This is a genomic window from Streptomyces inhibens, assembly GCF_022221585.1.
Taxonomy (GTDB): domain Bacteria; phylum Actinomycetota; class Actinomycetes; order Streptomycetales; family Streptomycetaceae; genus Streptomyces; species Streptomyces inhibens.
The window spans coordinates 2,620,747-2,643,754 of the sequence record NZ_CP084681.1 but is presented as its reverse complement, the minus strand read 5'-3'; the positions used below and the strand labels follow the sequence as shown (position 1 = coordinate 2,643,754).

Here is a 23,008-nt window from a genome sequence, read left to right as displayed (position 1 = left end):
GTACGGTAACCAGCCAGGACGTACGACAACCAGGGGGAGCAACGATGACGGCCGAGCTGGTCCGGGGGCAGAACCATCCGCTGGACCGGACACGGGTGGAGATCCGGGTGGCGGCGGGCGGTCCCGTCGTGGCCGGGGTCGCCCTCGGCGACGAGCAGGGCAGGCTCTCGGGCGTCGAGGCCGTCGCCCACCCGGGGGCACCCCGCCGTACCGGCATCGAGGTTCCCCGTCAGGCCGCCGCCGAGCACCGCATCGCGGTGGATCTCGACGCGCTGCCCGACGCCGTCCACCGGGTGAGCGTGCTGCTGGCGCTGCCCACCGGGATCGGCCCGCTGACCACCTTCGGCGCGGCCGCCGCGCCCTCGGTCACGGTCACCGGCCTGGACGGCACCGGCATCGCCGGCTACACCATCACCGGCCTGGGCGCCGAGTCCGCCGTTGTCGCCGTGGAGCTGTACCGCAGGCAGGACGCCTGGAAGGTGCGCGCCGTGGGCCAGGGCTACGCCGGTGGCCTCACCGCGATGCTGTGCGATCAGGGGCTGCCGCAGGCGGCGGAGCTGGCCGCGGAGATCGAGGAAGCGGTCGGCCGGGGGCATGCCCGCGCGGTCCCCGCGCCCGCCCCCGTCGCGGCGAGCCGTTCCGATCGGCCCGGAGCGGGCCCCTCCGGCCCGTCCGCCGCGGACCGGACCGACCCCGCGAACGCCACGGCACCTGACGGCCCGACAACAACAGGCGCCGGGATCGGAACGGGAGCCACGACAGGGACCGGGCCCCGCGCCGGGGCCGGAGCCACGACCGGGCCCGGTACCGCAACCGGAGCCACGACCGGGCCCGGTACCGCAGCCGGGGCCACGTCCGGGGCCGGGTCCAAAGCAGGAGCCACGTCCGGGACCGGGGCCGGGAGCGGGGCCAAATCCGTGGCGTCGCCCGCCCCGGCAGGCGGTGGCCCCGTCGACTACCGCCACCCCAAGCGCCGCAGCACCCCCACCCCCACCCCCGCCGGCCCGCCGGCCGCCCCCGTCCCGTCCGCCGCGGCCTCGGCGGGTGCGACCGCATCAGCGGGGACCCCGGCATCGCCCGACGGCCCCCCGGCGCCGGTGGCCGGTGACGCCGCCGGATGGAGCATGGAGGAGCGGCTCTACAACCAGGTCTGGGGCATGTTCGAGGATCTGGCCCGCTCGGTCGCGGCCTACCGCAGCGCATCCGACTTCGCCGAGTCCCGCCTGGAGCAGGAGCTCGACAAGGCCCTGGCCGACCCGCGCAACCGCCTCGGTACCGCCGTCGATGTCGCCCGAGCTGCCGCCCGCGACAAGCACGCCACGCTCGTCACCCAGGCCCGCGCCGCCCTCGACCGCGATCTCGCCCAGCTCGCCGCCGAGTCGGAGGTCGTGGAGCCCGCGCTGCCGCCCGGCTTCGCCCGCTGGGACAACCCCGTATGGCAGGGCTACCACGTCCCGCTGGAGCGCCCGATGGCGCTGCGCCTGGGCGACCTGCACCTCCCGGAGGTGCTGGACCTGCGCATCCCCATGCTCGTACGCCTCCCCCTGGAGCGCGGACTGTGGATCGACAGCGGGCCCGATGCCTACGCCCGGGGCGGCAGCCCCGATCCCGAGCGCGCATACGGCCGCCGGGAGCTGGGCAGCGCACTCACGGACGGGGCGCCGGAGGAGGCCGAACTGCGCCGGCTCGCCATGGAGACCGCGGTCGCGATCGCCGCCCGGCTGCTCGCCGTCCACCCCGTCGGCGATTTCGCGGTCCAGGTCATCGACCCGGGCGGTACGGCGGCGCCGGCGCTCGCGCCGCTGGTGGAGAGCGGTGCGCTGCCCGCCGCCCCGCTGCCCGGTGCCAAGGGCGTGGCCTCGGTTCTGGAGGGGCTGACCCGCCGGGTGGACCTCGTCCAGATGGCCGTGCGCAATCGCGCCGGTGACGCACTGCCGCCGGATCTCGACACCGCCGAGCAGCTGCTGATCGTGCATGACTTCCCGCACGGCTTCGACGACCGCGCCCTCACCCAGCTCCGCTATCTGGCCGATGAGGGCCCGGCGGTCGGGGTGCATCTGATGATGGTCGCCGACCGCGCCCAGAGCCGGGAGTACGGCCCGGTCCTGGACCCGCTGTGGCGCTCCCTGCTGCGGATCACACCGGTGCCCGACGCCCACCTCGCCGATCCCTGGGTCGGCCATGCCTGGACGTACGAGCCGCCGCTCGCCCCGAAGGGCAGTCAGGTGGTGCGCCAGGTGCTGGGCCGGCTCGCGGAGGCCCGCCGGGCCGGGCGGCACTGAAGCGCACGAACCGAGCCGTCGCCGACGGCCCCGAACCACCAGCAACCCGTCTGACCAGCGACTTTATCCTTTTCTTTACTATTCCTTGGTCTTCCTTTACTCTTCTTTGTGCGGAGGGGAGTATTCCCACGACGACGTACCCGTCATCACGGATCGTGAGTGTGACGATCCCGGGGCGTCGGCCTCGTTCCCATGAGCGGGGCGGAAGAGACCTCCGGCAGCGACGACGCTGTGAGTGCCGTACGACTCTGCCGGAGGAGCAGTGGACGTTTCCCTGACCCTGTGGGTGCTGACCATCCTTGGTCTGTGTGCCCTCATCGCCGCCGATTTCTTCATCGGCGGCCGTAAACCGCACGAGGTCTCCATCAAGGAGGCCGGAATCTGGACCGGTGTCTGGATCGCGCTCGCCGCGCTCTTCGGCCTCGGGCTGCTGCTGTTCGGCGGCACCGCGCCGGCCGGTGAGTTCTTCGCCGGCTTCATCACCGAGAAGTCCCTGAGCGTCGACAACCTCTTCGTCTTCGTGCTGATCATGGCGAAGTTCGCGGTCCCCACGATCTACCAGCAGCGGGTGCTGCTGGTCGGCGTGCTGATCGCGCTGGTGCTGCGGGCCGGCTTCATCGGCGCCGGCGCCGCGATCATCGCCAACTTCTCCTGGGTGTTCTATATCTTCGGCGCGTTCCTCATCTGGACGGCCTGGAAGCTCATCAAGGAGGCGCGTGCCGAGGAGGAGGACGAGGAGTTCGAGGAGAACCGCTTCCTGAAGTTGGTCGAGAAGCGCTTCCCGTCGACCGACAAGTACCACGGCACCAAGCTGTTCATCGTCGAGAACGGCAAGCGGCTGATGACGCCGATGCTGATCGTCATGCTGGCGATCGGCACCACCGACGTCCTCTTCGCGCTGGACTCGATCCCGGCGATCTTCGGCCTCACCCAGGACCCGTACATCGTCTTCACCGCCAACGCCTTTGCCCTGATGGGTCTGCGGCAGCTGTACTTCCTGATCGGCGGGCTGCTCAAGAAGCTGGTCCACCTCTCGTACGGCCTGTCGATCATCCTGGGATTCATCGGTGTGAAGCTGGTGCTGCACGCGCTGCACGAGTCCGGTGTGGCCGTTCCGGAGATCAGCATCCCGGTCTCGCTGGGCGTCATCTGCGCCGTGCTCGTCGTCACGACGATCACCAGCCTGCGCGCCTCGAAGAAGCAGGCGGCGGCAGAGGCGGAGGCCAAGGAGTCCGTCGACGCCTGACGTCGGTGACCTGCCCCGGCCCGGGGCTCGGCTCGGACGGCGCCCGGTTCCCGCTCCCCCCCCGGAGCGGAGCCGGGCGCCGTTGCTTTCCGGAGGCGCCCCGCCGCTGCCGCCCGCCGTCAGTACGTGACCGTGATCCGCCGCGCCACACCGTCGACCCGGACCGTGCCCCCGTACGGGATCACCAGCTGCGGGTCGGTGTGCCCGAGGTCCACATCGAAGACCGCGACGGTGTCCGGGGCGTACGCGGCCAGCGCACGCAGTACCGCCGCGCGCTGTTCCCGTACGTAGGCCGCCTTCGCCTCCCGGGAGTTGGGGCGCGACAGCGACCATGCCTTGGGGCGGCCCATCAGCAGCGCCGGAAACCGCCCGAGCAGGCCGCGCTCGCCCATGCTGCGCAGCACGAAGTACACATCGTCGGCCCTCGGGAGCTCCTCGGAGGTCTCCAGGAACAGCACACAGCCGTCGTACACCGCCAGATCGTCCTGGATCTCGCGGTTCGCCAGCAGCATCCAGGACAGCACCTCGATGTTGCCGCCCCAACTGGGGCCCTCGACCACCCGTTGGGGCCCGTGCCAGCGCCAGCCGTCGCCCGGCCACATGGCGGGCTCGGCGGCGAAGGTGGCGGGGTCGGCCCAGTCGCGGCCCTCGTCACGGTAGCGCTCGGCCGGCCGCAGTGGGTACGGGCCCGAGCTGAACAGCGCGGCGCGCAGCGAATCCGCGGTGAGCGGGTGCATCGCCCCGGGGCGGCCCAGTTCGCACATCACCGTGGCACCGTGAAAGCCGACGATTCCGGTGTTCCAGAGGTACGCCAGCAGATTGGTGTTGTCGCTGTACCCGAAGAACGGCTTGGGGTGGGCGCGGAACACCTCGCGGTCCAGGTGGGGCAGCACGGTGAGCTGATCGTCGCCGCCGATGCTGGCGAAGACCGCGGTGATCTCCGGGTCCGCGAACGCCGCATGCAGATCGGCGGCCCTCTCCTGCGGAGAGGCGCCCATCTTCCGCGTGGCCGGGTACTCGACCGGCACCAGCCCGAACTCCTTCTCCAGCCGGGCGAGACCGAGTTCGTACGGAATCGGCAACCGCTCCGGAAGGCCCGAGGAGGGGGAGAGCACGGCGACGCGGTCACCGGGGCGCGGTTTGGGCGGACAGCGCAGGGCGTGGGTGGGGCGTGCGGATGTCGGCATGGCGTGAGGCTAGAGGGACGGGCGGCCGGACGGCACCGTATTTCCGCTGCCGGCCCGCCCGTACGGAGCCGCCCGTCCGCCGCCGTGCGCTACCAGCCGCGCTCGCGCCACTCCGCGAGGTGCGGCCGCTCCGCGCCGAGCGTGGTGTCGTTGCCGTGGCCCGGGTAGATCCAGGTCTCGTCGGGGAGTTGGCCGAAGAGCTTGCTCTGTACGTCGTCGATCAGGCTGCGGAAGTTCTCGGCGTTGCCGAAGGTGTTGCCGACACCGCCGGGGAACAGACAGTCCCCGGTGAACAGATGCGGGGCGCCGTGCGGGTCGTCGTAGACCAGCGCGATGCTGCCGGGGGTGTGGCCGACCAGGTGGCGCGCGGTCAGCTCGACGCGGCCGACGGTGATGGTGTCGCCGTCCTCGACCAGTACGTCCGTCGGAACGGGGATGCCCTCGGCGTCGTAGCGCCCCGCGTACGTCCGCGCACCCGTCGCATCGACCACCTCGCGCAGCGCGCCCCAGTGGTCACCGTGCCGGTGCGTGGTGACGACGGACGCGATGCCGCTGTCGCCGATCAGCGCCAGAAGGGTGTGCGGCTCGGCGGCCGCGTCGATCAGCAGCTGCTCATCGGTCGCCCGGCACCGCAGCACATAGGCGTTGTTGTCCATCGGACCGACCGCGACCTTCGAGATCATCAGGTCGGTCAGCTCGTGCACGTCGGCCGCTCCGCCGACCTTCACTGCTCCGCTGTAGCCCATGGGACCACTCTAGGACGTGCCTTTCACACTAGAGGGGCGGAATGGCGGGTAGCGCGGCACCCTGGCTGTCGAGTTCGCGGCCGTCGCCGCGGCCGGTGAGCCAGCCGACCAGCGCCGCCGCTGAGCCCGTCACCACCACGGGCGTGGTCCCGGTGCCCGGCCCGGTGGCCGGGCGGCCGGTGAGCCAGCGGCGGCCGTCGTCGGCCCGCAGCTCCAGGGCGGGTAGATCCGGGTGTCCGGCGAACTTGATCTCGGACAGAAACGCCAGCTCGCTGTCGAGGAATGCGGGCGACAGCTGCTCGACGGTGTAGCCGACGCCGAGGTCGACATGGTGCAGCTCGATCTCGGCCAGCCGGCGCAGCGGCAGCCGGTCGGCCCGCTCGACGACACCGTTGCGCATCTCGACCTCGAACGCCCGGCGCGCAGGCGGCAGCGCATCCGCCGCCGCGTCGAACCGCGCGGCGCTCTCCTTCATGTCCGCCAGATGCGCGGCCAAGGAGCGGTCGGCGTCCCGTTCGATGGCGCTGTCGCGGGCCTCGGCGCCGGCGTACATCGGCGTCCGCACGTCCGTACGCGCCCAGGTGAGGAGGTTGACCAGCGCGTCCGCGTTGCGTGCCACATGGGCGAGGACATGGCCGCGGGTCCATCCGGGGAGCAGCGACGGTTCGCCGATCGCCGCGTCGTCGAGCTTGCTCACCGAGACGAGGAGCCGTTCGGTGGCTTCGCGGACGGCTGCCACATCGTGCGGGAAGTCGGGCAGGGTGAGGGTCATGGTCCGACGCTAGCGCCACGAGGGCGAGTTAGGGAGTCGGCGGGCGACGATCGGGGCGTACGCGGGCGGGGCCGGGCGGCGCGCGGCGGCCGGAGGCGCTGACGGGCGCCGCCCGCGGTATCTCCCGGCGGTCAGGCCGCCGCCGTGTCGTCGGGCGTCCCGAACCACCGGCGGAGCGCGGCGTCCAGCTCGTCCAGGGAGCCCTGCGAGCCGGGAGTGCCGGGAGTGTCGGGGGAGCCGGGAGTGCCGGAGGGGCCGGGGGAGTCCGCCGCCCAGGCGGTGCAGCCGTCCGGCCGTACCAGGAGGCCGGCCAGGCCGGGCCGCTTCGGGCAGCCGGCGGTGCGTACCCGTACCCGGTCGCCGTATCCCGCGGCGCGCTTGCGCAGATCGGCGTCATCGGCGAGATCGAGCAACAGCGCCTGCCCGCCGCGCAGATGGTCCGCGAGCCGGCTGCCGTCGGAGAGTTCCAGATCCGGTGCGCTGCGGCCGGTCAGCGGATGGTCGCCCGGCAGGTCGTAGCGCTGCCAGACACCGGAGATCTTCTTGGCGAAGAAGGTGGTGGCGTCGACCGTTCCGGTCAGTTCGGTGATCACCCCGCGCAGCGCCCGGGTATGGGACTCCGGCCGCATCAGCGCCACTTGGGCCCGGGTCCACTCCAGGACCCACGCGCCGATGGGGTGCCGCTCGGCCGTGTAGGTGTCGAGCAGCCCCTCCGGCGCCCGGCCGCGCACCGTCGCGGCCAGCTTCCAGCCGAGGTTCATCGCATCGCCGATGCCGAGGTTGAGCCCCTGGCCGCCGAACGGTGAGTGCACATGCGCGGCGTCACCGGCCAGCAGCACCCGCCCCGCGCGGTAGTCGGGCACCTGGCGGGCGTTGTCCGTGAACCGGGTCGCCGAGTGCACCTTGTGGATCTTGACGTCGGCCACACCGGAGACATGCCGCAGCGACGCCTCCAACTCCTCGGCGGTGACGGGGGCTTCGCGGTCCGCGGGCGGTCCCTCGAACTCCACGGTGAGGAGCCGGCCGGGCACCGGGCCGTGGACGTATGACCCGGTCCCGGTGTGGTTCCAGCCGAGCCCCAGCGCCTCCGAGCCGGTCATCTCCACGAGGGCCTGATGGCCGGTGATCTCGGGGTCGGTACCGGGGAACGGGAACCCCGCGAGCCGGCGGACCGTACTGCGGCCGCCGTCGCACCCCACCAGCCAGCCGGTGCGCAGCGACCCGTCCGAGGTGTGGACGTGTACGCCGTCCTCGCCGGCGTCGAAGCCGGTCAGCGTCACCCCGCGGCGCAGGACTACGCCCAGTTCGGCGGCGCGGGCGGCGAGCAGCCGTTCCAGGGCTTCCTGAGGTACGAGGCCGACTTCGGCGGCGGGCCCGGGGCCGTCGAAGTCCGGGTCGGACTCGTCCAGCAGGTCGCCGCGCAGCATGATGCCCGCGAAGTGCCCGGCGAACTTCGGCGGCGGCTTCACCCCGGAGGCGCCCGCGGCCTGGCGCTGCCGCAGGAACGAGCTGAACATCTCGATGGCGCCGCGCTGTACCTCCGCCAGGTCCGGCAGCATCCCGCGCCGGTAGAAGGCCTCCGAGCTGGGGGAGGTGATCGCCCCTGCCTTGATCGTCGTATCCACTTCGGTCAGTCGCTCCAAGACGACGACCGAGACATCTGCCAGTGCGAGTTCGCAGGCGAGCATCAGCCCCACCGGGCCGCCCCCCGCCACCACTACGTCTGCGTCATGGTTCATGGGAGACGAGTGTAGTCACTAAAAGTTTGTTGTCAATAAAAAAGACTTAGAATGTCGGTCATGGCGGATGAGCAGCGGCGCGGCGACGAGCCGGCAACCGGCGGCGAGCGGATCAGTGGTGAGCGGATCGGCGACGAGCGGATCGGCGACGAGCGGATCGGCGGCCGACAGGAAGAGGCCGGCTTCGACGAGGAGGACGGGCGGCTCACGCTGCGCGAACGCAAGAAGCTGAAGACCCGGCAGCGGATCTCCGGCGAGGCCACGCTGCTCTTCATCCGGCGGGGCTTCGACAACGTCACCGTCGCCGAGGTGGCCCGCGCCGCCGAGGTGTCCACGATGACGGTCTTCAATTACTTCCCGCGGAAGGAAGACCTCTTCCTGGACCGGATTCCCGAGGCGCTGGAGCTGATCACCCGCGCGATCCGGGAGCGCGGCGCGGACGAGTCGCCGCTCGCCGCGCTGCGCCGGCTCACCCTCGGTCTGCTGGCCGAGCGACACCCGCTGGCCGCGGTGGGGGAGGGATTCGAACACTTCTGGCGCACGGTGCTGGAGTCGCCGGCGCTGCGGGCGCGCGGCCGTGAGGCGGTCGAGGAGATGGAGAACACACTCGGCGCACTGCTCGCCGAGGCCGCCGGCGGTGACGCCGCACGGCCCGGCCATGACGCCCGGCTGGCCGCTGCGCTGATCATCGCGGCGATCCGGGTGGCGTACGCCGATGCCGTGGCCCGTCAGCTCGGGGGTGACCCGGCGGACGAGGTGGCCGTTGGGCAGGAGGTGGTGCTGTGGCGCACGTTCGATGCACTGGAGCGGGCGCTGCCCGGCCTCGGTTGAGGCGGTGTCTTCGGTGGGTCCCCGCTGGGTATGGCGGTGCGGCCTTGGCGGGAAGGTTGCGGGGCCGCCACACGTTTGGGTGAAGAGGGCTTGAGAGCCCCGTAAATCGAATGCGCGTGCTATAGGCTCGTGTGTGGCATCCCAATGACAGTGCCGCGGCGGGCCCCATACCCTGGGGCGGGGGCTCCGCTCGCTCCGCCGCCTCTGCTCACCCACCGAGCGGCGGACGCAGAGCCGCGGCTCCCGCCCCTCTCCAAGAAAGGTGCCGACCGGCGTGGCCGACCGTCTCATCGTCCGTGGCGCTCGCGAGCACAACCTCAAGAACGTCTCGCTCGACCTCCCCCGCGACTCCCTCATCGTCTTCACGGGGCTCTCCGGGTCGGGCAAGTCCTCGCTCGCCTTCGACACGATCTTCGCCGAGGGGCAGCGGCGCTATGTCGAGTCGCTCTCCTCCTACGCCCGGCAGTTCCTCGGGCAGATGGACAAGCCCGATGTGGACTTCATCGAGGGCCTGTCCCCTGCGGTATCGATCGACCAGAAGTCGACCTCGCGCAACCCGCGCTCGACGGTCGGCACGATCACCGAGGTCTATGACTACCTCCGTCTGCTGTTCGCCCGTATCGGCAAGCCGCACTGTCCCGAGTGCGGGCGGCCGATCGCCCGGCAGTCGCCGCAGGCCATCGTCGACAAGGTCCTGGAGCTGCCCGAGGGCAGCCGCTTCCAGGTGCTCTCCCCGCTGGTGCGCGAGCGCAAGGGCGAGTTCGTCGATCTCTTCTCCGACCTCCAGACCAAGGGCTACAGCCGGGCGCGGGTCGACGGGGAGACGATCCATCTCGCCGAGCCGCCGAAGTTGAAGAAGCAGGAGAAGCACACCATCGAGGTGGTCATCGACCGCCTCACGGTCAAGGAGACCGCCAAGCGGCGGCTGACCGACTCCGTGGAGACCGCCCTCGGCCTCTCCGGCGGCATGGTCATCCTCGACTTCGTCGACCTCGACGCGGACGACCCGCAGCGCGAGCGGATGTATTCGGAGCATCTGTACTGCGCCTACGACGATCTGTCCTTCGAGGAGCTGGAGCCGCGCTCCTTCTCCTTCAACTCGCCCTTCGGCGCCTGCCCGGACTGCACCGGCATCGGTACGCGCATGGAGGTCGACCCCGAGCTGATCGTCCCCGACGAGGACCGCAGTCTCGACGAGGGCGCCATCCACCCCTGGTCGCACGGCCACACCAAGGAGTACTTCGGCCGCCTGGTCGGCGCGCTCGCGGACGCCCTCGGATTCCGTACGGACCTCCCCTGGGCCGGGCTGCCGGCGCGCGCCAAGAAGGCCCTGCTGCACGGCCACAAGACCCAGATCGAGGTGCGCTACCGCAATCGGTACGGCCGCGAGCGGGCCTACACCACCCCGTTCGAGGGCGCCGTGCCGTTCGTCAAGCGGCGGCACTCCGAAGCGGAGAGCGACAGCAGCCGCGAGCGCTTCGAGGGCTATATGCGCGAGGTGCCCTGCCCGACCTGTGACGGCACCCGCCTCAAGCCGATCGTGCTCGCCGTCACGGTCCAGGAGAAGTCGATCGCCGAGGTCGCGGCCATGTCGATCAGCGACTGCGCCGACTTCCTTCGGGACATGAAGCTCAACGCCCGCGAGAAGAAGATCGCCGAGCGGGTCCTCAAGGAGGTCAACGAGCGGCTGAAGTTCCTGGTCGACGTCGGCCTGGACTACCTCTCGCTGAACCGCGCGGCCGGCACCCTCTCCGGTGGTGAGGCCCAGCGCATCCGTCTCGCCACCCAGATCGGCTCCGGCCTGGTGGGCGTGCTCTACGTCCTCGACGAGCCGTCGATCGGTCTGCACCAGCGCGACAACCACCGGCTGATCGAAACCCTGGTGCGGCTGCGCGACATGGGCAACACCCTGATCGTCGTGGAGCACGACGAGGACACCATCAAGATCGCCGACTGGGTCGTGGACATCGGCCCGGGCGCGGGTGAGCACGGTGGCAAGGTCGTGCACAGCGGCCCGATGAAGCAGCTGCTGACCAACAAGGAGTCGATCACCGGGCACTATCTGTCCGGCAAGAAGGCCATCGCGACGCCGGACATCCGCCGGCCGGCCGACCCGGCGCGGCGGCTGACGGTGCACGGCGCGAAGGAGAACAACCTCCGCGACATCGACGTCTCCTTCCCGCTCGGTGTGTTCTCCGCCGTCACCGGCGTCTCCGGCTCCGGCAAGTCGACGCTGGTCAACGACATCCTCTACACCCACCTCGCGCGCGAGCTGAACGGCGCCAAGTCGGTGCCGGGACGCCACACCCGGGTCGCGGGTGACGATCTGGTGGACAAGGTCGTCCATGTCGACCAGTCGCCGATCGGCCGCACCCCGCGCTCCAACCCGGCCACCTACACCGGCGTCTTCGATCATGTCCGCAAGCTCTTCGCGGAGACGATGGAGGCGAAGGTCCGCGGCTATCTGCCCGGGCGCTTCTCCTTCAACGTCAAGGGCGGTCGCTGCGAGAACTGCTCCGGCGACGGCACGATCAAGATCGAGATGAACTTCCTGCCGGATGTGTATGTGCCGTGCGAGGTCTGCCACGGTGCGCGCTACAACCGCGAGACGCTGGAGGTCCACTACAAGGGCAAGTCCATCGCCGAGGTGCTGGACATGCCCATCGAGGAGGCGCTGAGCTTCTTCGAGGCGGTGCCGACCATCTCCCGGCATCTCAAGACGCTCACCGAGGTCGGCCTCGGCTACGTCCGGCTCGGGCAGTCCGCGCCGACGCTCTCGGGCGGTGAGGCGCAGCGCGTCAAGCTGGCCAGCGAGCTGCAGAAGCGCTCGACGGGCAGCACGGTCTATGTCCTCGACGAGCCGACCACCGGTCTGCACTTCGACGACATCAGCAAGCTGATCAATGTGCTGTCCGGGCTGGTCGACAAGGGCAACACGGTGATCGTCATCGAGCACAACCTCGATGTGATCAAGACGGCGGACTGGGTCATCGACATGGGCCCCGAGGGCGGCAACGGCGGCGGACTGGTCGTCGCCGAAGGCACGCCGGAGGAGATCGCGTCGGTCCCAGCCAGCCACACCGGCAAGTTCCTGCGGGAGATCCTCGGCGACCGCGTCAGCGATGCCACGACGGTGGCGGCGCCGGCAAAGAAGCCGGTGGCCAAGAAGGTCGCGGCGAAGAAGACCGCGGCCAAGAAGACAACGGCGCGGGCCCGCGGGGCCTCCTGACACCCGCGAGCCGTACCCGGCCGGGCCGTCACCGCTCTCCTGTACGAGGGCGGTGGCGGCCCGTCGTCGGTACGGGGCGGGCGGGCGCCGCGGGCAGGGGACGCGGACGGAGGGCGCGGACGGGGTCGATGCAGAGAGGTGCGCCGGGCTGCACGGAACCGGAACCGGGAACGGGATCGGGATCGGGGACCGGGGGAGAGGGAGGAGGAGCTCGGTGCGAAGCGGTGACCGAGGCCGGGAGCAAGGGGGACGGTCGCGTCGGCGGGCCGGGCGCAGGGCGTCGCGCGGGGGTGCGGGCAACCGGCGTAGCGGACCGCCCGCCCCGTTGTCCGTCCCGGCGCTGGCCGGTCGGACGGTCCTGGTCGCGGGCCTGTTCCCGGCGAAGGTGCGGGACCACGCCGCGGTGATGGCGGCCCTGACCGCCGAGCTGGAGGAGCGCGGCGCCGTGGTCGCCGGGAGCTTTGTACAGCGACGGGGGGTCTCCACCGGCGGCGTACGGGCCATGGGCCTGCCCTACTCGGCCACCACGGTTCTGGGGTCCGGCAAGCTGCGTGAGCTTGCCGCGGCCCGCGCCGCGACGGCCGCGAGCGCGGTGATCTTCGCCGGTGAACTGACGTACCGTCAGCGCAGTCGTCTCACCGATGCCCTCGGCTGCCCGGTCCTGGGCCGCGCCGACCTGCCGGCCACAGCGACGCCCGAGTAGCGAACCGCCCCGCGTCCATGCCCCCGGGTCCATGCCCCCCGCGTCCCTGCCCCCCGTACCCCCCGCCCCGCTACGCCGCCAACTCCGTGGCGAACGGCGGCTCCGCGCCCGCACGTGAGCAGGTGACGGCGGCCGCGCGGGCGGCGAAGCGGAGGATGTCATACCAGTCGTCGGCGCCGAGGGAGGCGACGGCGGCGTACGAGAGGGCGTCGTGGGCGTCCAGACGATGCAGCAGCGCCGCGTTGACCGTATCGCCGGCGCCGATGGTGTCGACGACGGTGACCTTTTCGCCGGGGACCGTCACCTCGCCGCCGCCCGGCGTCAGGACCGTCAGACCGTCGCCGCCCCGGGTGATGACGATCGCCGCGGGCCCCGCGCCCAGCCATTCCCCGGCCGCCGCGGTGACCGCGCCCCAGCCGTCGCCCACGGCGACGTCCGGCCCCGCCAGCCACAGTGCGTCCTCCTCCGACAGCTTCAGCAGCGCGAGATCGGGAAGCCAGGACCGGAAGCGGGCCCGGTAGGCGTCCGGGTCGGGGATCAGGCCGGGGCGGATATTGGGGTCGAGCGCCGTGAAGACACCGCGCCGGGCCTCGCGGCGCAGCAAGGACTCGTACGCACTCGCGCCCGGTTCCAGCACGAGCGAGCAGGTGCCCAGCGACAGCGCGCGGACCGCGTCGGGCAGCGCCGGCGGCAGGGTGAAGAGCCGGTCGGCGGTGCCGTCGACGTAGAAGCCGTAGCCTGCCGAGCCGTCCGGGCTGATGTCCGCCACGGCGAGCGTGGTCGGTTCGGTGCCGCGCTGCACCAGCGAGGTGTCCACGCCGGCGCTGCGCAGCCCGTGCAGCAGCGTCTCGCCGAAGGTGTCGGTCGAGATCCGGGAGCAGAACACGGCGGGTGAGCCCAGCCGCCCCAGCGCGACCGCGGTGTTGTACGGGCCGCCGCCGCGCCGTGGCAGCAGCGCGGGCAACTGACCGTCCGGAGAAGGACCCTGCGGACTGGGGACGAGGTCGATCAGCGCCTCGCCGGCGACGACGATCACGGGGTGCGGTTCCTTTCCTGGGCGACCAGGGGTGCGGCCGGGGGAGTGGCCGGGGCGGATGCGGCGCAACCGCACGACGTACGGTGCACAAAGGTGCAGGGGAGGCGGATGGTGCGCGGGGGCCGGTCGGGCTCCTCCAGGCGCTCCAGCAGCAGCCGGACCGCCGCGGCCCCGATGTCCTTGCTGGGCTGGGCGATCGCGGTCAGCCGGGGCGTGAACAGATCGGCCCAGGAGAAGTCGTCGAAGCAGGCCAGCGCGATATCGCCGGGCACCTGAAGGCCCATGGCGCGCAGCGCCCGGAGCGCGCCGATGGTCATGGCGTTGTTGGCGGTGATGATCGCGGTGGGCGGCTCGGGTGCGGCGAGCAGATGGCGGGTGGCGTCCTGGGCGCCCTCCGCCTCGGAGCTGCCGCCGGCGAGCAGTTCGGGCGCGAACGGCAGACCGCGGGCGCGCAGCCCCTCGCGGTAGCCCTGGACCCGCTCGGTGGTCGTGCTCAGCCCGGGGAGGCCGGCCACCAGGCCGATCCGGGTATGCCCCAAGTCGGCCAGATGCTCGACGAGTTGACGGACCGGGCCGGTGCTCTCGGCGCACACCTGGTCGTGCTCGTCGCCGACCAGCCGGTCCAGGAAGACGGTGGGCACCTCGCGCCGGAGAAGATACTCGACCAGCTCCGCGGGTTCGGCGGACGGCGCGACGATCATGCCGTCCACCCGCCGCTCGTGCAGCAGCTGGGCCACCTTGCGCTCGTGCCGCGGGTCGTCGTGCGGATCGGCGATCAGCAGGCTGTAGCCGGCCTCCAGTGCGCCGGCCTCGACGCCCTGGAGGATCTCGGTGAAGTACGGGTTGCTGATCGCGGAGACGGCGAGGCCGATCGAGCGGGTGCGGGAGGTGACCAGGGAGCGGGCCAGGGTGTTGTGGGTGTAGCCGAGCTCGTCGATGGCGCCGAGCACCGCGGCCCGGGTGTCCGGGCGCACCGGCCGGGTCTCGTTCAGCACATGCGAGACCGTGGCGACGGAGACCCCTGCCCGCCGCGCCACATCCGCCATCGTCGTCATCCGGTTCTTCCTCCCGAGCGTGCGGCCCCACGGTGGTGCCGCTGCCCCGCGACGTCCACCACATTACGAGTATCAGGCGGCAAACGTAAACGCTTGCGCAAGCGTTTACGTCCACGTCGTTCTTCTGTAGGGTCCCGGCATTGAACCCGCACGACGTCGTGAGGAGGCGCCGATACGCGCTCTCGTGGTCACCGCACCTCCTCGGCGGCGAACCTCCCGCCGCGGTCCACCCGCTGATCCCCGGGCACGAGCTGGCCGGCGAGATCGTCGAGGTGGGCGAGGCGGTGGTCGGCCGGGCGCCCGGCCCGGCCGGAAGCCGAACGATCTGTGCCGGTATCGTCGGGAGCCGCCGGCCACTGAGGGTGGCCCACGACCCCGTGATCCCAGGAGCAGCCATGAGCCAGTCCCCCGCCCGCCGGACCGTGCTGCGGGGGGCCGCGCTCGCCGGTGCCGCCGGCTTCGGGCTGGCGGCCTGCTCGCCGGGGGACTCGGGCGCGAACGCGTCGGCGGTACCGACCGAGCCGGTCGATCTGGGGGCCGCCGCCGACGTTCCGGTCGGCGGCGCCAAGCTCTACCGCGAGGACCGGCTCGTCGTGTCGCAGCCCGCCAAGGGCGAGTACAAGTGCTTCAGCGCCAAGTGCACGCACGCCGGCTGCATCCTGTCCGACGTCGAGAAGAAGGAGGGCAGCTGCCCCTGCCACGGCAGCCGCTTCGACGTCACCACCGGCAAGGTCATCCAGGGCCCGGCGTCCGAGCCGCTGCCCGAGGTACCGGTCAAGGCCAGGGGCGGCAAGCTGATCGCCGGCTGAGCGCAGCCGCCGTCCTCCTCGGGAACCCGGCCGTCCGCACCGGGGAACTCACCCCCAGTCCCAGCTGATCCCCAGTATCCCGGGCCGTACCCCCTGCTCCACGAGGTGCACCGCGTGGTGCCGGCCGCTGAGTGTCAGCTCCTGCTGGGCGCTGCGCGGGGCGCCCGCCGAGGCCTGGGCGAAGCGGCGGCAGCGCACCGGCAGCGCCGCCTCGTCGAAGCGCACCTGAAGGACGTACTGGCTGCCGGCGAAGCTGAAGCCGCGCAGATACTCGGCGCTCGGTCCGCCGCTGCCGTCCTCGAAGACGTAACCGAAGACATGGGTGTCACCGGCCCGCAGCCGGATGTCGAAGAGCAGCTCGGCGACCACCACCCCGGCCTCGGCGTGCCCGCGCACCCGCCCCAGCCGGCAGTTCTCCGCGGCCCGCACCCGCACCCGGGCCGGATCGCAGCCCGACTCGCCCCGGTGGATGGCCACATACCGGTCCACGCCGTCCCGGTGCGCGCGGACCACCTGTAGCGATTCCCGCTCGACGAGCTGGCGCTCGGGCCCGATCAGTACCCGCTCGTGATGGCCCACGGTGTGCAGCCCGCCGTCCGCGGGGGTCTCCAGCTCGGCGAACAGCTGCTGCAGCGCGTCGGCGGGCGCCATCAGTGAGCGGTACGAGCGAGCGGGCGGCCGCTCGGCCTCCGGACGGGCGCCGCCCTCCGGCACCAGCAGCCGGTGCAGCGAGCGCGCGGGCAGTTCGAGGACCTCCTCCAGGGCGCGCACCGCCCGCAGCGACTCGGGGCGCTGCGGCCGCCGGGCGCCCTGCTGCCAGTAGCTCAGGCTGGTCACCCCGATGGTGATGCCGCGCTGTGCGAGCTTGTGCTGGACGCGGGTGAGCGCGAGACCCCGTGCGGTGAGCGCGCTGCGCAGCGCGAGATGGAACGGGCCGGTCCGCAGCAGCTGTTCCAGCTCGGCCGGCTGGGGAGCGTTCTGTGCCATTGTCTCAATCCTCCAGCGCGCGGGTGAACGTTCACAACCGGGTCGCACGCTGCGCGCTCTGCCTGCCTGTTCACCGCGGTACGCCGGGCACCGGACGTTCACATCCGGGCCCGTTCGTCCACACCCCCATGTCATCCCGCATTGAAGCGTGTTGACCTGCCTGCGACAACACCTGATGCTCCTCAGCAGCATCCGGATGCGCTCCTCTCACCCCCTCACCCCCCTTTTCGGGAGGAACGCCATGACCCGTGCACCCCACGCACGCCGTTCCCGCCGCAGATGGCTGTCGGCCGCGGCACTGACCGCCGCCGCACTGACCACGCTCACCGGGACGACCACCGCGTCCGCCACCCCCCTCGCGCCGCCGTCACACGCCGTCACCGCCTCGGACACCGCCGCCGCACCGTTCGCCGCCAACCGTCTCGACATCTCCATGCAGGCCCAGGAGAAGACCAACTGGTGCTGGGCGGCCTCCGGCAACACCATCGCGACCTGGTACGGCAGGAACTACAGCCAGAACGAGTTCTGCAACGCCGCGTTCAACCGGCAGCAGGGCACCACCTGCCCCAACAACCAGGCCAACCTCGGCAACGTGCAGAACGCCTTCGACTGGATGGGCATCAACTCGGGCTCATATGTGTCGGGTTGGCTCCGCTACAGCACCGTCCAGAGTGAGATCGACGCCGACCGTCCCATCGAGACCCGCATCCAGTGGTCCTCCGGCGGCGGCCATATGCATGTGATCTACGGCTACGACACGGACCGCAACTGGGTCTACTGGGGCGATCCCTGGGGCAGCAACTACCGCTACAACTGGGGCGATTTCGACTACTACGTCAACGGCAGCTCCTTCTCCTGGACCCACTCCCTCTACCGGATAGGAGCCTGAGGCCATGACGAAGCGCACCGCCGTCCGCACCGTGGTCCGCGCCGCCGCCACCGGGACGCTCGCCACCGCCTTCATCGGCCTCGCCCCGCACCTCGCACTCGCGGCACCCGTCCCCGCACCCCAGGTTCCGGCCCGCGCGAGCGTCGCCGCCGCCCACGAAGCGGCCACCGCACCCGCGACCCTGGACACCCTCACCCGCTTCTTCGCCGCCGACCGCAAGCGCAGCGGCGCCCGCGCCGTGGCACCCGGCACGCCACAGGCCGCCGCGCACATCGAGGGCGGCACCGTTCCCGTCTACGGCCTGTCACCGGACTTCGTCCGCGGCAAGGCCAAGGCCCCGGTCGCCCGCCTGGAGTTCCTCGCCAGCAAGGCCGTCGCCGCCGACGGCCGCACGGCGTCCGTGTGGACCGCGCGGCAGGGCGCCGCCTGGAAGGTCGTCAACATCGCCGCCGGTGACGACGAGACCCGCTACGCCGCGGCCGGGACCGCGCGGGACGCCGACGGCACGGTCTTCCACGAGCCGCAGATCGACGCCTGGTATCTGCAGCGCGGCGACCGTATCGAGCCGCTGGACGCCGACGCGCGCAAGGCCGTCGGCGCACACGGCACCACCGTCGCCGCCTACCAGAAGCGGGTGGCGAAGGCGTACGGCGACAAGCTGCCGGGCTCCGCGTACGACAAGCGCGGCATGGCCGGCGGTTACGGGCCGGGGACCGCCCCCGGCGCCAAGGAGGACCGTGGTCCGCAGCCCGTCGCGGCCAGTGCGCTGGAGGGCGACTCCCTGCCGGTGACCGCCGCCACGACGGTGGCGGGCGCCGCCGCCCTGGTCGCCCTGGGACTGTCCGGCACGGCGGTGCTGCGCAGGCGACGCAGCCGCTGATCCGAGCCGCCTGTCCGCCGCACGCCGTCCGCGCGGCGGGCAGGCCTTCCCCCGCCTCCTCCCCCTTCAGGGGAGGAGGCGGGGAGTGGATTCGGGGGTGGGGGGTGCGCAGCTCAGTGCAGATACGACCCCCCGTTGAGATCGAGCACCGCCCCCGTCGCCCACTCCGCCTCCTCGGAGGTCAGCCAGGCCACGGCGGCCGCGATCTCCGCCGGATCGGCGACCCGGCCCAGTGGGTGCGCGGCCAGGATGTCCTTGCCCTCGGGGCCGTGCAGCAGCTCCGCGGTCAGCCCGGTGACGGTGAAACCGGGCGCCACCGCCGCCACCGCGATCCGGTGCGGCCCCAGCGCCACCGCGAGCGACTGGGCCAGCGCATGCATCCCCGCCTTGCTCGCCCCGTAGGCGGGGAAGTCCGGCTCGCCCCGGTAGCCGCCGCGCGAGCCGACCATCACGATCCGCCCGCCCGTGGAGCCCCCGGGCCGGTCCAGCAGATGCCGTACGAAGCACCAGGACAGGTTCGCGGCGGCGATCAGATTGACGTCCAGCGTGTGCCGCCACACCTCCTGCCAGTCGTCGTACGACTGGGTAGCGATCGGCTGCTCCCGGTGGACCGCGGAGTTGTTGACGAGGATGTCCACCCCGCCGAGCGCGGCCTCCGCCGCCTCGAACACCTCCCTGGTCCGCCGCGGATCCGCGAGATCACCGGTGACGGTGGTGTGCCCGGTGCCGGGCAGCGCGGCCGCCACCGCCTCGCCGGCCGCCGTGTCCGCGCGGGCATGCACCGCGACGCGGTCCCCGCGCGCCGCGTGTGCCGCGGCGATCGCCGCTCCGATGCCGTCCGCGCGGGATGCTCCGGTCACCAGCACACGACGGCTCACAGGGCCCTCCCGTAGGGGTCGACGGCCGCTTCGGGCACCCCCACGCCCTTGCGGTACGGGGGAGGGTCGAAGGCGGTCAGCACCTCCCGGAACCGCCGCACCGCCTCGACGACATTCCCGAAGCGGGTCGACAGCGGCGCGGGGGACAGGCGCACCCGGTCCGGGTGGGTGTAGTCCACGAACAGCTCCGCCTCGGCGAGCGCCGGCACCAGCTTCCCGGCCTGCGGATGCCGGTAGGTGACATGGGCGCCGCGCCGCTCAGGGTCGGCGGGCCCGGCCGGGCGCAGCCCGCGCGGTACCAGTACCGCCCCGGCCAGCTCCGTCAGAAACCCGGTCAGCGCCCGGCTCTTGGCGCGTACCGCCGCCATCCCCGCCTCCGCCAGCAGATCCAGCGCGGGCTCCGCGGCGACCACCGACAGGGCGGGCGGGGTGCCGGTCAGGAAGCGCCGTATGGTCGGATCCGGGTCGTACTCGGGCCGCATGGCGAGCTGTTCACGGTGCCCGTACCAGCCGTGCACCGGCTGTACGGCCTGCGACTGCAGATCGCGGTGTACGTACAGCAGCGCCGGGCAGCCGGGCCCCGCCATCAGATGCTTGTACGTGGCGCCGACCGCCAGATCGGCGCCGGTGGCGGCCAGTTGGAGGTCCACCGCGCCCACCGCATGGCTGAGGTCCCACAGCACCAGGGCTCCCTGGGCGTGCGCGATCTCGTGCACCTCCGCCATGTCGAGCAGCGCCCCGGAGCGGTGCGAGACCAGCGACAGCACGACCACCGCGGTGTCCTCGTCCACCGCCGCCCGCAGCGTCTCCAGGTCGAGCCCGGCGTCCGGATCGGTGTGCACGGTGCGCAGCGCCCGCCCGTGGTCGGCGGCGACACCGGCCACGACATAGCGGTCGGTGGGGAAGTTGTCGTCGTCCACCACCACGGTGCGCCGGCCGGGGCGCGCGTCCAGCGCGGCGACCGTCAGCTTGTAGAGGTTGACGCTGGTGCAGTCGCTGACCACCACCTCGCCGGGCCGGGCGCCGAGCGCGACCTCGGCCATCCGGTCGCCGACCCGCTGCGGCAGGTCCAGCCACTGCGTACGGGCCCGGGCGAGCCGGTCGCCCCAGTCGCCGCGCACCACCCGGTCCAGCAGCACCGGGGTGGCGGCGGGCAGCCGGCCGAGCGAGCCGCCGTTGAGGAACACCTGGCCGTCGGGCACCGGCGCGAAGCGGTCGACGAACGGCGCCAGCGGGTCCTGCGCGTCCAGCCGCCGGGCCCGCCGCGCGGCCTTCTCCAAGGCGGCCGTCCCACCGCCCAGGGCCCTCACAGCAGCCCCCGGCAGGTCCACAGCTCCGGGAAGAAGCGATGCTCGTTGACCCGGCGCAGCCAGGCCGTCCCCAGGGTGCCGCCGGTGCCCGGCTTGGTGCCGATGATCCGCTCGACGGTCAGCAGATGCACCGACCGCCAGCGGCCGACCGCCTCCGCGACCCCGATCAGGGCCTCCGCGAGCAGAAACGTCTCATCGGCCGGGCCGCCCGTGCGGTACACCTCCGCCCAGGCCCGCTCGACCGCGTCCGACGGCTCGTACGCGGCGGAGAAGTCCCGCTCCAGCACCCCGGCCGGAATCGCCGCACCGCGCCGCGCCAGCAGCGCCAGCGCCGCGTCGTACACGCTCGGCGCGTGCAGCGCCTCCTGGACCTGACGGTGCACATGCGGCACGCCCCGGTGCGGCCTGGCGAGCTCCGCCGCCTTGTTGCCGAGCGCGAACTCCACCATCCGGTACATGTACGACTGGAAGCCCGACGCCTGCCCCAGGTGGTCGCGGAACGCATTGAACTCCGTCGGCGCCAGTGTGCCGAGCACGTCCCACGACGCGACCAGCAGCTCCACCACCCGCCGCAGCCGGTGCAGGCCCCACACCGCGTCCGGCACCCGGTCGCCGTCCAGCAGCGACCGCACCCGGACCAGCTCCTCGTAGACCAGCTTGAACAGCAGCTCCTTGACCTGCCCCAGGATGTAGAAGGGCAGCTCGGACGGCGCGGGGGAGCGCGGATGCTGGAGCGAGAGCAGCACATCGATGCTCTGGTAGTCGATGTACGGCGTGCTCTGCCCGGCGAAGTCGAGGACCGGCTCACCGCCGGTGGCGCCGGCCCGCGCGGCCCGCTCGGTGTCGCTGCTCACCCCGAGGTCGGGTGGTGTGGCACTCACGTGATTTTTCCCTTCCCATCTCTCCTGAGCTCGGTGGAACAGCTCCGCGAACAGCGGATCGGGCGCCGTTCCGCTCCGGTATCTGGTGCCGAAACGGTCCCGGTAGGCCGCGAACCATTCCGGGTCGGAATCGAGAAACAGCACATCGTGAAAGGCCATTCGCCGCAGCGCGAACATCGCGACCGGCGCCCGCGACACCGGGAACTCCCCGTTGCGGGCGGCGCGTTCGTCACAGTGGGGATGGAACTGCCCCAGCATCAGACCGCGCCGGACCAAAGAGGTCTTCGCCCGCCGCTGCGCCTGGTCGAGCAGCGCCCCGTGCGCCGCCCCGAGCTGCGGCAGGACCACGACGAGGGCGTGCAGGGCGGGGTTTCGGCCCACCCGGTCGAGCTTCGCGAACGTCGCGGTCATCCGCTCGACGACACCGGCCAGCGCCTCGGCGGTGATCCCGGCCGGCAGCCGCCACTCCTCCACCCGCAGGGAATGCGCCTTCAGCGACGGCTCGACGAACGGGCAGACCGCACCGTCCCGGCCAAGGAATGCATGGGGGCGGCACAGATAGTCCGCGAACCAGGCGTGCGCCGTGTCGACCGGCGTACGGACGCGTTCTGCAGTCACGCGGACAGAGTCGCCGAGTCGCGCCGTACGTGGCACTCACTTCCGCGTCAATCCGGTGATCGTCCACGAGATCGACTATCGGAATTGACGGCATTTGTGCCCGGGCCGTGCGCCGAACGGCGGCGGATTCGTGCGTCCTGTACGGCCGTTGACGGGCCGTCATGTCCCTGACGTCCCCTCCTGGCGTGTGCTGGCCGGAACTTCCCCTTCTGCGGGATTGTGTTGATCTGCTACATCACGCACCGATGCGCCACCGTTCGCAAGATGGGGCGCACACGCACTCCTCGCCCCGGAGGCCGGCCACGATGATCCTCACCCGACGCCTGGCGCATCTCTACGCCGGCCTGGTGCTCTTCGGCACCAGTACCGCCCTCCAGGTGCGCGCCGGACTCGGCCTCAACTCCTGGGACGTCTTCCACCAGGGCGTCTCCGCCCACACCGGCCTGTCCATGGGCACCGTCGTCGTCCTCGCCTCGGCCGCCGTACTGCTGCTGTGGATCCCGCTGCGCGAGCGCCCCGGCCTGGGCACCGTCTCCAACGTCCTGATCGTCGGCACGGTCATGGACCTCACGCTCCGGCTGGTCCCGCCGCCCGCCGCCCTGACGGTCCGCATCCCGCTGCTGGCCGGCTCCGTCGTCCTCAACGGCATCGCCACCGCCCTGTACATCTCCGCCCGCTTCGGGCCGGGCCCCCGCGACGGCCTGATGACCGGACTGTGCCGGTGCACCGGCCGCTCCACCCGCCTGGTGCGCACCGCCATCGAGGTCACCGTGCTCGCCGCCGGGTTCCTCCTCGGCGGCTCGATCGGCGTGGGGACGGTGCTGTACGCGCTGGCCGTCGGCCCGCTGATCCAGTTCTTCCACCGGCACTTCGCCCTCCCGGAGCCGCCCGCGCCGCAGGCCGGGGCCCCGGCGGTGGCGGACTGACGGC

General features: G+C 72.1%; 20 protein-coding genes. 9 read left to right on the top strand and 11 right to left on the bottom strand.

Annotation, left to right across the window (positions count from 1 at the left end; translation table 11 throughout):
* The first annotated feature begins 44 nt into the window (after nt 1-44).
* The gene (locus KI385_RS12310; RefSeq protein ID WP_238572226.1) at nt 45-2,282 is read left to right on the top strand and encodes a TerD family protein; all 2,238 of its coding nucleotides are present in this window, start codon (nt 45-47) and stop codon (nt 2,280-2,282) included.
* A 262-nt stretch (nt 2,283-2,544) separates the two neighbouring features.
* Entirely contained in the window at nt 2,545-3,528 is a 984-nt protein-coding gene (locus KI385_RS12305; RefSeq protein WP_238572225.1) for a TerC family protein, read from the top strand.
* Between the two features lie 119 nt (nt 3,529-3,647).
* Here KI385_RS12305 and KI385_RS12300 read toward each other — a convergent pair whose 3' ends face one another.
* The 4 genes from KI385_RS12300 to KI385_RS12285 all read right to left on the bottom strand — a co-directional run bounded on the left by KI385_RS12300 (nt 3,648) and on the right by KI385_RS12285 (nt 7,972).
* Nucleotides 3,648-4,715, bottom strand: a complete 1,068-nt coding sequence (locus KI385_RS12300) for a S66 family peptidase (RefSeq protein ID WP_238572224.1) — start codon at nt 4,713-4,715, stop codon at nt 3,648-3,650.
* A gap of 89 nt (nt 4,716-4,804) precedes the next feature.
* The gene (locus KI385_RS12295; RefSeq protein WP_238572223.1) at nt 4,805-5,461 is read right to left on the bottom strand and encodes an MBL fold metallo-hydrolase; all 657 of its coding nucleotides are present in this window, start codon (nt 5,459-5,461) and stop codon (nt 4,805-4,807) included.
* Nucleotides 5,462-5,489: 28 nt separating this feature from the next.
* Nucleotides 5,490-6,233: a maleylpyruvate isomerase family mycothiol-dependent enzyme gene (locus tag KI385_RS12290; RefSeq protein WP_238572222.1), complete on the bottom strand. Its 744-nt coding sequence runs from the start codon at nt 6,231-6,233 to the stop codon at nt 5,490-5,492.
* A gap of 131 nt (nt 6,234-6,364) precedes the next feature.
* On the bottom strand, nt 6,365-7,972 hold the full coding sequence (locus KI385_RS12285) for an FAD-dependent monooxygenase (RefSeq protein ID WP_238572221.1): 1,608 nt from the start codon (nt 7,970-7,972) through the stop codon (nt 6,365-6,367).
* Nucleotides 7,973-8,032: 60 nt separating this feature from the next.
* On the opposite strand from KI385_RS12285, the gene KI385_RS12280 reads away from it, so the two are divergent.
* From KI385_RS12280 to KI385_RS12270, 3 genes are all read left to right on the top strand, one after another.
* Nucleotides 8,033-8,803: a TetR/AcrR family transcriptional regulator gene (locus KI385_RS12280; protein ID WP_238572220.1), complete on the top strand. Its 771-nt coding sequence runs from the start codon at nt 8,033-8,035 to the stop codon at nt 8,801-8,803.
* A gap of 274 nt (nt 8,804-9,077) precedes the next feature.
* Nucleotides 9,078-12,032, top strand: coding sequence for an excinuclease ABC subunit UvrA (gene uvrA / locus KI385_RS12275; protein ID WP_238572219.1), 2,955 nt, complete (start codon nt 9,078-9,080; stop codon nt 12,030-12,032).
* A 325-nt stretch (nt 12,033-12,357) separates the two neighbouring features.
* Nucleotides 12,358-12,735, top strand: coding sequence for an HflX-like GTP-binding protein (locus KI385_RS12270; protein ID WP_238572218.1), 378 nt, complete (start codon nt 12,358-12,360; stop codon nt 12,733-12,735).
* A 70-nt stretch (nt 12,736-12,805) separates the two neighbouring features.
* Here the strand turns inward: KI385_RS12270 and KI385_RS12265 are convergent, their stop codons facing one another.
* The 3 genes from KI385_RS12265 to KI385_RS12255 form a co-directional block, all read right to left on the bottom strand.
* Nucleotides 12,806-13,771 (bottom strand): carbohydrate kinase family protein, encoded by a 966-nt coding sequence (locus KI385_RS12265; RefSeq protein WP_238572217.1) that lies wholly within the window; start codon nt 13,769-13,771, stop codon nt 12,806-12,808.
* A complete protein-coding gene (locus KI385_RS12260; RefSeq protein ID WP_238572216.1) occupies nt 13,768-14,826 on the bottom strand; it encodes a LacI family DNA-binding transcriptional regulator in 1,059 nt (352 codons plus the stop codon). Before KI385_RS12260 ends, KI385_RS12265 begins: the two co-directional genes overlap by 4 nt.
* A gap of 188 nt (nt 14,827-15,014) precedes the next feature.
* Entirely contained in the window at nt 15,015-15,197 is a 183-nt protein-coding gene (locus tag KI385_RS12255) for a hypothetical protein (protein ID WP_238572215.1), read from the bottom strand.
* Nucleotides 15,198-15,221: 24 nt separating this feature from the next.
* Here KI385_RS12255 and KI385_RS12250 point away from each other — a divergent pair, with 24 nt between their 5' ends.
* A complete protein-coding gene (locus KI385_RS12250; RefSeq protein WP_238572214.1) occupies nt 15,222-15,635 on the top strand; it encodes a Rieske (2Fe-2S) protein in 414 nt (137 codons plus the stop codon).
* Between the two features lie 48 nt (nt 15,636-15,683).
* Here KI385_RS12250 and KI385_RS12245 read toward each other — a convergent pair whose 3' ends face one another.
* The gene (locus tag KI385_RS12245; protein ID WP_128512046.1) at nt 15,684-16,622 is read right to left on the bottom strand and encodes a hypothetical protein; all 939 of its coding nucleotides are present in this window, start codon (nt 16,620-16,622) and stop codon (nt 15,684-15,686) included.
* Between the two features lie 241 nt (nt 16,623-16,863).
* On the opposite strand from KI385_RS12245, the gene KI385_RS12240 reads away from it, so the two are divergent.
* Nucleotides 16,864-17,511 (top strand): papain-like cysteine protease family protein, encoded by a 648-nt coding sequence (locus KI385_RS12240; RefSeq protein WP_238572213.1) that lies wholly within the window; start codon nt 16,864-16,866, stop codon nt 17,509-17,511.
* 4 nt (nt 17,512-17,515) lie between these two features.
* Entirely contained in the window at nt 17,516-18,391 is an 876-nt protein-coding gene (locus KI385_RS12235) for a hypothetical protein (protein ID WP_238572212.1), read from the top strand.
* A gap of 113 nt (nt 18,392-18,504) precedes the next feature.
* On the opposite strand, the gene KI385_RS12230 is transcribed toward KI385_RS12235, so the two are convergent.
* The 3 genes from KI385_RS12230 to KI385_RS44190 are packed head-to-tail and all read right to left on the bottom strand — an operon-like array spanning nt 18,505 to nt 22,078.
* On the bottom strand, nt 18,505-19,269 hold the full coding sequence (locus tag KI385_RS12230; RefSeq protein ID WP_238572211.1) for an SDR family NAD(P)-dependent oxidoreductase: 765 nt from the start codon (nt 19,267-19,269) through the stop codon (nt 18,505-18,507).
* A complete protein-coding gene (locus tag KI385_RS12225) occupies nt 19,266-20,549 on the bottom strand; it encodes a kynureninase (RefSeq protein WP_238572210.1) in 1,284 nt (427 codons plus the stop codon). Before KI385_RS12225 ends, KI385_RS12230 begins: the two co-directional genes overlap by 4 nt.
* Before the next feature lie 26 nt (nt 20,550-20,575).
* Nucleotides 20,576-22,078, bottom strand: coding sequence for a tryptophan 2,3-dioxygenase (locus tag KI385_RS44190; protein ID WP_342593447.1), 1,503 nt, complete (start codon nt 22,076-22,078; stop codon nt 20,576-20,578).
* 305 nt (nt 22,079-22,383) lie between these two features.
* Here KI385_RS44190 and yczE point away from each other — a divergent pair, with 305 nt between their 5' ends.
* Nucleotides 22,384-23,004, top strand: coding sequence for a membrane protein YczE (gene yczE, locus KI385_RS12215; protein WP_238572209.1), 621 nt, complete (start codon nt 22,384-22,386; stop codon nt 23,002-23,004).
* Nucleotides 23,005-23,008: the final 4 nt, after the last annotated feature.